The sequence below is a fragment of the Nostoc sp. genome, from assembly GCF_036916735.1.
GTDB lineage: Bacteria > Cyanobacteriota > Cyanobacteriia > Cyanobacteriales > Nostocaceae > Nostoc.
In genome coordinates this window covers 82,086-94,461 of the sequence record NZ_JBALFV010000028.1, presented here as the reverse complement: position 1 = coordinate 94,461, position 12,376 = coordinate 82,086, and the positions used below count along the sequence as shown (strand labels likewise).

The following is a 12,376-nucleotide window of genomic DNA, read 5'->3' as shown; positions in this document are numbered from 1 at the left end:
CTGAAGTTACTTTTCCATCGAGCGATCGCTTCTTCATTAAAAAAGTGGAAGTGCTGGGAAATACCGTCTTGCATGACGAAATTGCTGCCTTAACCTAGCCCTCCGAGAACCGTTTAGTCACCTTTTGAACTCCACCCTTTCTGAGTCGAAAAGGTGGAGTTCAAAAGTTTAAAAGTTAGTAAATTCTCGTCACAAATGACAAATGACAACCAACTAAATACGCGACTTGACAAATTTTTCCAATCTATCCATTCCCTTTTCAATCGTCGCCATATCTGTGGCGTAGGAAAGGCGAATGTTGTCATCAGCGCCAAAAGCAATTCCGGGAATGACAGCAACTTGATGTTCTTCTAGTAAAGCGTCACAAAATTCTAGGGATTTTAGACCGGTTTTGCTGATATCAGGGAACAGATAAAAAGCGCCATCTGGTTTTGCGGTACTCAATCCGGGAATGGCGTTAAGTCTGTCTAACATTACCTGTCGGCGTTTGGCGAAGGCTTGGCGCATTTCTTCGACACAATCTTGAGGACTTTGTAGCGCCGCGATCGCACCATATTGGGCAAAGGTACACACGTTAGATGTACTATGCCCTTGGATGGTACTGGCTGCTTTAATAATTTCTACAGGCCCTGCTAAATAGCCGAGACGCCAGCCAGTCATAGAATAAGCCTTAGCAAACCCATTACTAATCAAAGTGCGGTCAAAAATTTCCTTCCCCAAAGAACCGATGCTGATATGTTGTGCACCGTCGTAGAGAATCTTTTCGTAAATTTCATCAGAGACAACAAAGATATCTGCATCAACTACTACCTGCGCCAGTGCTTTGATTTCATCTGGTGTGTAAACCATCCCTGTGGGATTAGATGGGGAGTTGAGGATAAATAACTTCGTCTTTGGTGTGATTGCTTTACGGAGTTGTTCGGGAGTAATTTTATAACCCGTCGTTGCATCTGTAGGGACAATTACTGAAATCCCACCAACCAAAGTCACCATTTCGGGATAACTTAGCCAGTAGGGAGCAGGGATAATTACTTCATCACCTGGATCGATTAATGCCACGATTAAGTTGTACAGAGAATGCTTACCGCCATTGGTGACGATGACATTCTCTGACTTGTAATCAAGACCGTTGTCGGTTTTAAGCTTGTGGGCGATCGCTTCCCTTAACTTTGGTTCTCCGGCTGCTGCACCATACTTGGTTTTGCCTTCATCCAAAGCTTTGACTGCTGCGGCTTTAATATGCGCTGGAGTATCAAAATCTGGTTCTCCAGCGCTAAAACTACAAACATCTATTCCCTCTGCCTTCAGTGCCTTAGCCTTGGCTGCGATCGCTAAGGTTAATGAAGGTGTTACCTGACTTACTCTTGCTGCCAGCTTCATTCTTACTATTTTTGGCAAATCTTTCACTGATCTAAGGATATCCCAGAATCTCTACCAAGATTTGCTTTTCTGAATTCGTTGGGAAATGGCGATTGGGGACTTGTACTGAGCGTATCGCTAAAGCGAAAGCTCCGCTAACGCGTAGCGTCTCCAAGAGTTGCCGAAGTATTGGGGATTGGGAAAGAATTTCTGAACCTTGACTCTTAACAATGTATTGTATATAACTTTAGTTTTAAAGCAACTAACTGTTTATATGCAGATCAAGAAACTTTTTATTGCATCTTCTTTGTTAATTACTAGTCTTTTTATACCTAATGCTGCCATTGCTCAAAATCGCGGCACTCCGGGTAAATTTGATTTTTATGTACTGACACTCTCTTGGTCGCCGGATTATTGTGCGACAAATGGTAATCGTGACCAGCAGCAGTGCGGTTCTGGAAGGAAACTTGGTTTTGTACTACATGGTTTGTGGCCGCAATATCAAACTGGTTATCCTGCTAATTGTTCTACGCAAAAATTACCGTCGGAAGTAAAGCGGCGGTTTCCCAATTTGTATCCTAGTAATAAACTTTACGAGCATGAGTGGGAAAAACATGGTACTTGTTCGGGGAAAACTCCTGCGGAATATTTGGGATTGAGTAAACAATTAAAAGATGCGATCGCTATTCCCGCAGCTTATAATCGTCCTAATAAACCCGTGCGTACCACAATTACAAATTTTAAAAATTCATTTGTGAGTGCGAATAATCAAATTACTGCTGATGGTGTAGCACCTTTTTGTTCAGGTTCAGGAAGATTTTTGCAAGAAGTCTTCTTTTGTTATTCCAAAAACGGTGAACCTGGTATTTGTAGCGCCGAGATTTTGAAGCGATCGCAAAAAAGTTGTGGTCAGCCAGATTTCTTATTAAGAAACATTAGATAACAATGGGCATTGGGCATGGGGCATTGGGCACTTAGATTATTGTCCCCCTGCCTCCCCTGCCCCTCTGCCGCTACTCCCTAAGCTATCGTCACATCTGGCGATAAGTAAACATCTTGAATCGTATGAAACAGTTTTACACCTTCCTCAAAAGGACGTTGGAAGGTTTTTCGCCCAGAAATTAATCCTGAACCACCAGCGCGTTTGTTGACCACGGCAGTGCGTATTGCTTCGGCGAAATCATTTTTACCAGTCGCGCCACCAGAATTAATCAACCCGACACGTCCAGAGTAGCAATTCAGTACTTGGTAACGAGTTAAATCAATTGGGTGATCGGTTGTCAGTTCTGTGTAAACGCGCTCATCAGTTTTGCCGTAACTCTTACCACTGGCTTTGGCAACTGCACCGTAACCATTATTATTTTCGGGTAACTTTTGTTTGATGATATCGGCTTCAATGGTTACACCCAAATGATTCGCCTGTCCAGTGAGGTCAGCAGCAAGGTGGTAATCTTTATCTTGTTTAAAAGCACTGTTCCGCAGATAGCACCAGAGAATTGTCACCATCCCCAGTTCATGGGCGCGTTTAAAAGCTTTGCTGATTTCTTGGATTTGTCTGGTAGACTGTTCTGAGCCAAAGTAAATTGTCGCACCTACGGCCGCGGCCCCTAAATTCCAAGCTTGTTCCACATCAGCAAACAATACCTGATCAAATTGATTAGGGAAAGTCAGCAATTCGTTGTGATTGATTTTGGCAATAAAGGGGATTTTGTGGGCATACTTGCGCGAAACGATCCCTAATGTCCCCAAAGTGGTAGCAACCGCATTGCAACCGGAGGCGATCGCTAGCCTGACAATATTTTCTGGGTCAAAGTAAATCGGATTGGGCGCAAAAGACGCACCTGCTGAGTGTTCTATCCCTTGGTCTACCGGTAAAATAGACAGATACCCAGTATATGCAAGACGACCAGTAGAATAAAGTAATTGGAGATTACGTAATACTTGAGGGTTGCGATCGCTGTTGAGCCAGATGCGATCTACAAAGTCTGGCCCCGGCAAATGTAGTAAATCAGTAGGAACTTTTGCTTTATAGGTAAGCAAGTCTTCAGCCTCTTTACCTAGCAATGACTCGATTGAATTAGCCTCTATGAGCGTTGTAGTCATAGTTTTTTCTTCAAAAATTGAGCAAATGACCTTTGCCTTTAAGATAGCATTTTTAATATTGCTAACCTGAGTGTGCAGGCATCAACCATATTTAAAATCTTTATGATATAGCAGTCTGAAATCAGCTAGAAAAACTTATTTTAATGAGGAAACGTGAGATTTAATCGTCAGATTTTGTATTTTATCCTAAACAAATAACTTCTTAAGAAAGATGCAAAGTGATAGGATCGCACTCAAAACCAGAGTTTTTCTCCAATGCAGGTTAATCATCTTTAACAGAGTTGCTTCTGCAAGCATTAACAAGGGCAATTTGCTCTAAGTAACTTGTCCTTGTTAATTTAAATGATAGCTAAATTTACGCCATGCTGTACTAGAATTGACAGGAAAGTAAAACCTATCTTCCCCCTATAGTAGTAATAATCGTTAAAAAACAAACACAATCTATGAGTAAGTTTCAAATCGATATCGACTTTAGCAATATAGATTTAGCTTCCCTAGAGACAGAAGAAGATTTTCAAAGAGAGGCAAGAACATTACTCCCAAAGGTACTGGTCAAACTAGGCGAAAGTGTGGGTGAAAAGACTTGGGAAGAATTACAGCAAAAGCTGCAAGGCAGTGGAGGTATCAAATCTTCTCCCAGCGAGAAACGTAGGTTTATTCAAGAAACTGGAAGAACTTATCAACGAAATGCTAGTAAGAGAGAAAGGCAAGAACTGGAAGACTATATAGTAGAGCAATTACGGCAGCACAAGCAGTAAAGATCGACTTAAGCCTGATGTACGTGTATTCTAACTTCTAGTATTCAAAATCATTGTAGGGGCACAATATATTCTGCTCAACGAGTCTTTGATACTCGTGAATGAGTCTTTTATACTTGTGAACGAGTCTTTGATACTTGTGAATGAACCTTTGAGCTTCGTGGTTTTTTTTACGAACCGCAAAGGACGCAGAGGACGCAAAGAAAGAGGAGAAATATATCTATAAATGAAGTGAAGTAAAGCGGTGCGTTAGTCCTTGGTGTAACGCACCTTGCCAAAACACTAAAGGAGTTAGGAATAAATAACTCCTAACTCTTGTACAGACGCGATTAATCGCATCTATAATTTTTATAGCGCACAACTCAACTCGCCGGCTCTTTGACTAAAGCGGTGATTTTCCCGATAATCTACGGGACAATCTATCACGGCGGGTACATCTTGAGCGAGGGCTTCTTTCAAAGTGGGAATCAAATCTAACGCCGATTCAACTCGGTAGCCTTTTAAACCCATGCTTTCGGCTAATTTGACAAAATCAGGATTGCTAAAATGCACAAAAGATGAGTTTCCTTTGCCAAATTGATTTTCTTGCTTCCACTCAATTAACCCATAGCCACCATCATTGAAAATTATCGTGACAAAAGGCGTACCGACACGCAAGGCTGTTTCTAATTCTTGAGAATTCATCATAAAGCCGCCATCGCCTGTGACAGCAACGACTTTGCGCTTAGGATGAATCAGTTTTGCAGCTAAAGCGCCAGGAATAGCAATACCCATAGCTGCGAAGCCGTTGGAAATTATGCAAGTATTGGGGCTATGGCAATGATAATGACGAGCCATCCACATTTTATGTGCGCCAACATCAGAAATGACGATATCATTTGGGCCCATCACTTGCCGTAAATCATAAATTAACTTTTGCGGCTTAATCGGAAATCCGTCATCATGGGCATACTGTTCGTAATCAGCGCGAATCTCTGACTTTAAGCTAATAGCAAAAGGATCGGGTTTGCCTTGTCTATCTGCTAATTTTAAAATTTCATAGAGGGAATCGGAAATATCTCCCACAACTTCAGCGTTGGGAATATAACTACTATCAATCTCCGCCGGATTTACCCCAATATGCACAATGGGAATTTCGCCATTGCGATTCCATTTCTTGGGTGAAAACTCAATCAAATCATAGCCGATCGCAATTACTAAATCTGTGTTATCAAAGGCACAGGTAATGAAGTCTCTTTGCTGTAATCCCACTGACCACAAAGCTAGTTGATGTGTGTAGGGAATCACGCCTTTACCCATGAAGGTATTAGCAACAGGTATATTCAGTAAGGTAGCAAATTGCGTGACTGCATCACTAGCATGAGCACGAATTGCTCCATTTCCGACTAAAATTAATGGGTTAACTGCTTGGCAAATTGCGGCGGCGGCTGCTCGAATGCTAGCAAAAGATGCATAAGTTTTTTCGCTATTATCCTTAAGCAAAGGGTTGCCTTCGACGGGCATGGCGGCAATATTTTCTGGTAAATCAATGTGAACTGCACCAGGTTTTTCTGATTGCGATCGCTTAAATGCTTTCCGTACTACTTCAGGTGTAATACTCGGTCGCACAATCTGCTTATTCCACTTGGTAACAGGTGCAAACATTGCCACCAAATCTAAATATTGATGGGATTCAATATGCATTCTATCTGTTCCCACTTGACCAGTAATCGCTACTAAAGGCGCACCATCGAGGTTAGCATCTGCTACCCCAGTCATTAAGTTGGTTGCCCCAGGCCCAAGAGTAGAAAGACATACTCCGGCTTTCCCTGTTAAGCGTCCATAGACATCGGCCATGAATGCTGCACCCTGTTCATGACGAGTCGTAATAAATTTAATCGAAGAATGCTTTAATGCTTCCAAAACGTGCAGGTTTTCTTCACCAGGGAGTCCAAAAATATATTGCACTCCTTCATTTTCTAGGCACTGCACCAATAATTCGGCTGTATTCATTTTCTTTTCCGACAACTCTATTAACGAATAAGACTGGGGAATAGGGAATGGGGACTAGGGAATGAGGAATGGGAAAAATCCTTCCTAATACCTAATCGCTAATTCTTAATATCTAATCCCAATACCCAATCCCTATCACTTCACCCACACAGTTTTAACATTGACAAACTCATGTATCCCCTGGATACTCAATTCTCTGCCATATCCAGAACGCTTGATGCCACCGAAGGGCAACCGAGGATCGGATTTGACCATACTGTTGATAAATACGGCACCTGCTTCAATTTCCTCAACCAAGCGATCGCTCTCTTGATTATTGGTTGTCCAAGCACTTGCACCTAATCCAAACGGTGAGTCATTAGCAAGTTTAATGGCAGCATCGATATCTGGAACCCGGAATAACAAGGCTACCGGGCCAAAAAATTCTTCTTTGGCAATTGGTGCTTCAGGCGGGATATCTATGATAATCGTTGGTGGATAAAAGTTTCCAGGACGATTTGATAAAGGATGTCCACCGATGAGAACTTTACCACCACTGCTAATAGCATTTTGCACTTGTTGATCTAAATCCTGGAGAATACCAGGAGTTGCCAGTGGGCCTAAATCAGTATCTGGTTGCATGGGATCGCCTACTTTGAGCGCCTCAAATTTTTCTAAAAGTAATTTTTCAAATTTGTCTGCGATCGCTTCTGCGACAATAAAACGTTTCGCTGCAATACATGATTGCCCGTTATTCAACATCCGCGCTGTAGTAGCTGTGACAACTGCTGTCTCTAAGTCAGCACTTTCTAACACAATAAATGGGTCACTTCCTCCTAATTCCAAAACTGTTTTTTTGATTTGTTTGCCGGCGGCGACGGCGAGGGATGCACCTGCTGGTTCGCTTCCGGTTAAGGTGGCAGCTTTTATGCGGTCATCAGCCATTAAATCAGCAACTTTAGCTGCGCCTATTAATAGAGTTTGAAACGCACCTTCAGGAAAATCTGCCCGTCGGATAATATCTTCTATTGCCAAGGCGCACTGCGGCACATTGGAAGCGTGTTTGAGTAAGCCGACATTTCCCGCCATCAGGGCTGGTGCGGCAAAGCGAAAAACTTGCCAAAAGGGAAAATTCCACGGCATCACCGCAAGAATCGCACCCATCGGTTGATAACGTACAAAACTCTGGTTGGCATCAGTTTTTACACTGGCATCAGCTAGAAAATCAGGGGCGTGTTCGGCATAGTAGCGACAGACGAGGGCACATTTTTCGACTTCGGCGATCGCAGCTTTAAATGGCTTACCCATTTCTAGAGTCATCAACTTAGCAAATTCTGCTTTATCTTGCTCTAAAATATCAGCAGCCTTTTGCAGCCACTGCGATCGTTCGGAGAAATTAGTTCTACGGTACTGCTCAAAAGTCTGAGCAGCCAAATCGAGTTTAGCGGCAATTTCTGTATCATTGAGTGGCTCAAAGGTTTTGAGCGTTTCCCCAGTGGCGGGATTAATGGTGGCGATAACCATTACCTGACCTCCCGTTGAAAAATAGCTTGGGTAGGCTTCCTAGTGTTACACACATCTCTTACAGAAGCCACCACCCAAATTTTAGTCTTTCAGCTAAGAAGTGGTTGCTATATATTACAGTTTCGCAATTAAAATTGAAGTAATATATACAAATTAATCGTATATTCATACTGAAAATTTGCACTGTCCTTACTACCCTTGTAGGAGAGGACTTTCACCTCTATCCCAAGTTGAGTTATAAGGTTTTCAAGGTTCTGTTCCTTGGCGTTTTCACCCTAACCCTCTTTAAAGAAACAGAAATGTTTCTTTACATCTATTGGGAATGTGTAGAGGCAAAGCGGCTTGTCGTCAGACATCGCTTTCCTTAAGCCCTTTTGTCACTCTGGGGAGATAAAAATAAATGTTTGTTGGGTTTCACTTCGTTCAATCCAACAAACAAAACGTTTCTGAGCGTTGGATTTCCTTGCTCAAAGGCCAGTTGCTTCAAGTCGGCAGACCCGCCCAACGCACTGGCTCCCCAACCGACTGCATTTCTCGCGCTTGCTTTGTTTTCTTCATGCATCTTTTTTTGAAGTGGGCTTGTATCCCACAACTAACGTTTCGACTTTGCTCAACGTTAGTTTCTAAGTAGTTTTCCCTGCTTAAATTTTGAATTTTGAATTGTTCGGTCACATATGCGTTTGCCCTGAGCATTGAACAAATTTCACAAATTGCTGTGTTTGTAGGTTTTGGACAAAACAATTATTTGTTAACGTTTCTGGTAAACATGAAACTTTGACAGTAAAAAGTTTTTTATAAGTTTTTTATTCCCTTCTATACCAATCTGTTCAAATCCAGACTCTTCCATCAAGTGTTTTGTTTTATTGCTATCAAGAATTAAGAAATCAACAGTTGTATTGCTGATTATTTCACCATTGTTTTCCCTAATCCATATATACTGCTTCTTAACGCCTGTATCTGTTTTTGAAACTTTGACCTGATGGATTATGTCTCCTGGCAATTTGTCTATCTTATCTATATGCATACCTTGAGCGCTCAGAACCAATAGACCATTCATTTTGAGATGTTCAGCAACACGCCTTAATGCTATTATATTATTCTCAATACTATATAATAGAACTACATAGTAAGTATTAATTGTCGGTATTTGTATCTAGAAACAACCAAACGGCGCTATTTGAATAAGCTAGATCAAAACTCTCTTCCAGTTGTATGTTAAGAACATCAGATTCGACTAATTTAACTTTATTTCCTAGTCGTTTTTTTGCTAAATTTAACATTTGTTTAGAAATGTCAATTCCTGTCAAGTTACAATTCGGTTTTAGTTTTAAGACTCTTTCTGCTACTAGACCTGTGCCTACTCCTATCTCTAGTATATTATTAGAGTCTCTAATTATAGGAAACAGAGATTTAACAACCTCATCGTGGTAGTCAGTGTAAATATATTGAAATAATAAATCATAATAGTTTGCTATGTCTGCATGTATATTCATAAAAACCTCATCAAAGTCGGCACTTGAAGCCAAGAAATCTTATATGCATATACTACCAGTTATAAAGTGTTTTATAACTGAGAGGAATTAAGCTATGACTCAAGCAGTTACATTTGATGAATTCGTTGCTAAATATCCAGATAATACAGGGAAACGTTACGAACTATATGATGGAGTAGTAGTCGAAATACCAACACATACGGGCGACCATGAAGAGGTAATTGGATTTTTAGTCACAAAAATCACTTTAGAATATAGTCGCCTTAGCTTGACGTATGGCATACCAAAAACAGTATTAGTTAAACCACTTGAAAACGAATCTGCTTATTCTCCAGCAAGTAGTGTGGGCTTGTAACCCTAAAGCTTCGGCTTCGCTCAGCTTTAGCCTGAGCGGAGTCGAAGGCTAAATGAATCAATTTCCAATTTTGTCCGTAATTGCAAATTGTTCGGTCACATATGCGTTTGCCCTGAGCATTGAACAAATTTCACAAATTACTGTGTTTGTAGGTTTTGGACAAAACAATTATTTGTTAACGTTTCTGGTAAACATGAAACTTTGAGAGGAAAAAGTTTTTGCCAAGTTTTTTATTCCCTTCTATACCAATCTGTTCAAATCCAGACTCTTCCATCAATTGTTTTGTTTTATTGCTATCAAGAATTAAGAAATCACCAGTTGTATCGCTAATTATTTCAGCATTGTTTTCCCTGATCACTGTATACTGCCTCTTAATGCCTGTATCTGTTTTTGAAACTTTGACCTGATAGATTATGTCTCCTGGCAATTTGTCTACATTATCTGTATGCATACCTTGAGAGCTCAGAACCAATAGACCATTCATTTTGAGATGTTCAGCAACACGCCTTAATGCTATTACATTATTCTCAATACTATTAATATGACTACAGAGTAAGTATTCATTGTCAATATCATTATCAGTATTTGTATCTAGAAAATACCAAACGCCGCTATTTGAATAAGCTAGATCAAAACTCTCTTCTAGTTGCATATCAAGAACATCAGATTCGACTAATTTAATTTTATTTCCTAGTCGCTTTTTTGCTAAATCTAACATTTGTTTAGAAATGTCAATTCCTGTCAAGTTACAATTCGGTTTTAGTTTTAAGACTCCTTCTGCTACTAGACCTGTGCCTACTCCTATCTCTAGTATGTTATTAGAGTCTCTAATTATAGGAAACAGAGATTTAACGACCTCATCGTGGTAGTCAGTGCAAATATATTGAAATAATAAATCATAATAGTTTGCTCTGTCGGCGTCGTATATATCCATAGAAACCTCGTCAAAGTCAGCACTTGAAGCAAAGAAATCTTATAAATTGATACTACCACTTGTTGAATTTGACCGCAAAACAAATTTTTCGCGCTGGCATGATTAGCTAATACATAATCAGTGTTGCTACTTGATGCAATTTTGTTTGATAAACCTTAACTAATCGTTCAATACCTTTGAAACGATAATCTCCCATTTCCTCAAAGTCTGAAGGCAGTGAAAGCATTTTATAAGTGGTTTCACTAATCACGCATTCGCTAGGGGGACAAACTGCTTCCATGCGAGCAGCAAGATTAATCGTCGCGCCTAATGCCGTATAATCTACCCTTTGGGAACTACCGACATCTCCCACAACAGCCTTACCACTATTAATCGCAATACGTAATTGAAGCGGTTCGTGCCAAAAACCATTAGCGTTAAGATGTTCGAGACGAGTGAGCATTCCCTTGGCTGCATTAACGGCGCGATCGGCGTGATCTGGTTGCGGTTCTGGAGCGCCAAAAAATGCCATAATACAATCGCCAATATATTTATCTAAAGTGCCGCCGTAGGTAAACACTTCTTTTAGCATTTCTTCAAATAAATTATTTAATAATTGAGCGATCGCAGTTGGTGTTAACTGTTCAGAAATTGCCGTAAAGCCAACCAAATCTGCAAACAAAATACTGATTTCGCTCTCGGTAGGAGCTAAACTACCACCCGGTAATGCACCTACAGAGATCAACTGCTGCACAACTGCTGGAGAATGATATCGTTCTAGTCGGTGACGAATCATTTCTTCAGTTTTGAGTTTCTCTACCAGTAACCAACGCTGGACGCTAGAAGCCACAATGTTTGCTAAAGCGGAGAAAAAGCTGAGTTCTTCTTCGCCTTCATTTGCCCAATGGTAAGAAGAAAGATTGGCGTCAGCATACAATACGCCCACAACTTTATTTTCATCCCATAAAGGCACTGCCATCGCGCTGCGAATGCCTTTAACTAAAATACTCTGTTCACCAGCAAATCGTTCATCCTGCTGAGTATCAGCGGTTTGAATAACAACTTTTTCGTCAAATACCTTTTGACAGATACTACGACTAATCCAACTTCCATCAGAAGCGAGATGTTTTTGTTGGGAAATATTTCTAGTAGCAGCATTCACTAATTCTAATTGACCGCAACCATTAACATCAATTAATAATGCCAAGCGCTCAATACTATCAAGGTAACGAAAAACCACTTGTTGCACCTGAGAAAAAATCTCTTCTATAGATGCTGCCGCACAGAGATTTTTAGCTATGTCCACTAAGTCTTTGAGACGGGCAATGGTTTTGTCTTTATTATTAATGTTGCCATCTTTGCTATCAGCTGCGATCCATTGCTGTTGTAATTGTTCAACATTGTGAAGGATTGTTCTTTGTTCATTAATGTCTGAAGTTCCAGGATACCCAGATGTCGGTTGGGAAACAAGGCTTGTGAGCAGCACTACCAGACTAATATTGCCCAGCCAAATGATATCGCCGTGATGTAGCTCTTGAGGAAAGTTAACAAAATATTTATTTACTTGCGTCCCGTTTTTGCTGCCCAAATCCTCAATAGTCCACATACCGTCAGCTGTTTTCACTAAGCGGGCATGGTTGCGAGATACTCCAGCAAAAGGTAGGTACAGGTTACATTCCGGCAAACGGCCAATTGTGAATATATCTTGATCAACTGCGATCGTTGTCTCGGTATCTCCCTCTTGTAGGCGTAGCGTCAGTTCAGTCATGAGTGTGATCCATCGAAGCTAGAGGTGCAAGCAACTCTAAGGTAAGTTATACATTACAAGTTAACCTTCACCTTTTCTTTATGACACTGTTAACTGCATTCCGACAACTACATGTAACAGATATTACATTGA

11 protein-coding genes and 1 pseudogene are annotated in these 12,376 nt (G+C 40.7%); 3 read left to right on the top strand and 9 right to left on the bottom strand.

Annotation, left to right across the window (positions count from 1 at the left end; genetic code table 11):
* Window positions 1-213: 213 nt before the first annotated feature.
* Window positions 214-1,380 (bottom strand): pyridoxal phosphate-dependent aminotransferase, encoded by a 1,167-nt coding sequence (locus V7L20_RS07350; protein ID WP_334743434.1) that lies wholly within the window; start codon window positions 1,378-1,380, stop codon window positions 214-216.
* 253 nt (window positions 1,381-1,633) lie between these two features.
* Between V7L20_RS07350 and V7L20_RS07345 the strand changes: the two genes are divergently transcribed.
* Entirely contained in the window at window positions 1,634-2,302 is a 669-nt protein-coding gene (locus V7L20_RS07345) for a ribonuclease T2 family protein (protein ID WP_334743433.1), read from the top strand.
* 77 nt (window positions 2,303-2,379) lie between these two features.
* Here the strand turns inward: V7L20_RS07345 and V7L20_RS07340 are convergent, their stop codons facing one another.
* A complete protein-coding gene (locus V7L20_RS07340) occupies window positions 2,380-3,462 on the bottom strand; it encodes a class I fructose-bisphosphate aldolase (RefSeq protein WP_334743432.1) in 1,083 nt (360 codons plus the stop codon).
* Window positions 3,463-3,905: 443 nt separating this feature from the next.
* Between V7L20_RS07340 and V7L20_RS07335 the strand changes: the two genes are divergently transcribed.
* A complete protein-coding gene (locus V7L20_RS07335; RefSeq protein WP_334743431.1) occupies window positions 3,906-4,220 on the top strand; it encodes a hypothetical protein in 315 nt (104 codons plus the stop codon).
* A 348-nt stretch (window positions 4,221-4,568) separates the two neighbouring features.
* On the opposite strand, the gene V7L20_RS07330 is transcribed toward V7L20_RS07335, so the two are convergent.
* The 5 genes from V7L20_RS07330 to V7L20_RS07310 all read right to left on the bottom strand — a co-directional run bounded on the left by V7L20_RS07330 (window position 4,569) and on the right by V7L20_RS07310 (window position 9,241).
* Entirely contained in the window at window positions 4,569-6,212 is a 1,644-nt protein-coding gene (locus tag V7L20_RS07330) for an acetolactate synthase large subunit (RefSeq protein WP_334743430.1), read from the bottom strand.
* Between the two features lie 135 nt (window positions 6,213-6,347).
* Window positions 6,348-7,715 carry an NAD-dependent succinate-semialdehyde dehydrogenase gene (locus tag V7L20_RS07325; RefSeq protein ID WP_334743429.1) on the bottom strand — a complete coding sequence of 456 codons (1,368 nt, stop codon included), beginning with the start codon at window positions 7,713-7,715 and terminating at the stop codon, window positions 6,348-6,350.
* Window positions 7,716-8,079: 364 nt separating this feature from the next.
* A complete protein-coding gene (locus V7L20_RS07320) occupies window positions 8,080-8,277 on the bottom strand; it encodes a hypothetical protein (RefSeq protein WP_334743428.1) in 198 nt (65 codons plus the stop codon).
* A 186-nt stretch (window positions 8,278-8,463) separates the two neighbouring features.
* A complete protein-coding gene (locus tag V7L20_RS07315) occupies window positions 8,464-8,772 on the bottom strand; it encodes a hypothetical protein (RefSeq protein WP_334743427.1) in 309 nt (102 codons plus the stop codon).
* 76 nt (window positions 8,773-8,848) lie between these two features.
* The gene (locus tag V7L20_RS07310; protein WP_334743426.1) at window positions 8,849-9,241 is read right to left on the bottom strand and encodes a class I SAM-dependent methyltransferase; all 393 of its coding nucleotides are present in this window, start codon (window positions 9,239-9,241) and stop codon (window positions 8,849-8,851) included.
* A 61-nt stretch (window positions 9,242-9,302) separates the two neighbouring features.
* On the opposite strand from V7L20_RS07310, the pseudogene V7L20_RS07305 reads away from it, so the two are divergent.
* A pseudogene (locus V7L20_RS07305) lies at window positions 9,303-9,542 on the top strand (Uma2 family endonuclease); the annotation flags it as partial.
* Between the two features lie 196 nt (window positions 9,543-9,738).
* Here V7L20_RS07305 and V7L20_RS07300 read toward each other — a convergent pair.
* Both V7L20_RS07300 and V7L20_RS07295 read right to left on the bottom strand, forming a co-directional pair.
* Window positions 9,739-10,497: a class I SAM-dependent methyltransferase gene (locus tag V7L20_RS07300; RefSeq protein ID WP_334743425.1), complete on the bottom strand. Its 759-nt coding sequence runs from the start codon at window positions 10,495-10,497 to the stop codon at window positions 9,739-9,741.
* A 106-nt stretch (window positions 10,498-10,603) separates the two neighbouring features.
* Complete coding sequence (locus V7L20_RS07295; protein ID WP_334743424.1) at window positions 10,604-12,244, bottom strand: adenylate/guanylate cyclase domain-containing protein; 1,641 nt, start codon at window positions 12,242-12,244, stop codon at window positions 10,604-10,606.
* Window positions 12,245-12,376: the final 132 nt, after the last annotated feature.

What these genes read in the sequence shown, in the direction of transcription:
- V7L20_RS07350 (WP_334743434.1), bottom strand. Translation starts at nt 1,380, where the DNA reads ATGAAGCTGGCAGCAAGAGTAAGTCAGGTAACACCTTCATTAACCTTA.
- V7L20_RS07345 (WP_334743433.1), top strand. Translation starts at nt 1,634, where the DNA reads ATGCAGATCAAGAAACTTTTTATTGCATCTTCTTTGTTAATTACTAGT.
- V7L20_RS07340 (WP_334743432.1), bottom strand. Translation starts at nt 3,462, where the DNA reads ATGACTACAACGCTCATAGAGGCTAATTCAATCGAGTCATTGCTAGGT.
- V7L20_RS07335 (WP_334743431.1), top strand. Translation starts at nt 3,906, where the DNA reads ATGAGTAAGTTTCAAATCGATATCGACTTTAGCAATATAGATTTAGCT.
- V7L20_RS07330 (WP_334743430.1), bottom strand. Translation starts at nt 6,212, where the DNA reads ATGAATACAGCCGAATTATTGGTGCAGTGCCTAGAAAATGAAGGAGTG.
- V7L20_RS07325 (WP_334743429.1), bottom strand. Translation starts at nt 7,715, where the DNA reads ATGGTTATCGCCACCATTAATCCCGCCACTGGGGAAACGCTCAAAACC.
- V7L20_RS07320 (WP_334743428.1), bottom strand. Translation starts at nt 8,277, where the DNA reads ATGCATGAAGAAAACAAAGCAAGCGCGAGAAATGCAGTCGGTTGGGGA.
- V7L20_RS07315 (WP_334743427.1), bottom strand. Translation starts at nt 8,772, where the DNA reads ATGAATGGTCTATTGGTTCTGAGCGCTCAAGGTATGCATATAGATAAG.
- V7L20_RS07300 (WP_334743425.1), bottom strand. Translation starts at nt 10,497, where the DNA reads ATGGATATATACGACGCCGACAGAGCAAACTATTATGATTTATTATTT.
- V7L20_RS07295 (WP_334743424.1), bottom strand. Translation starts at nt 12,244, where the DNA reads ATGACTGAACTGACGCTACGCCTACAAGAGGGAGATACCGAGACAACG.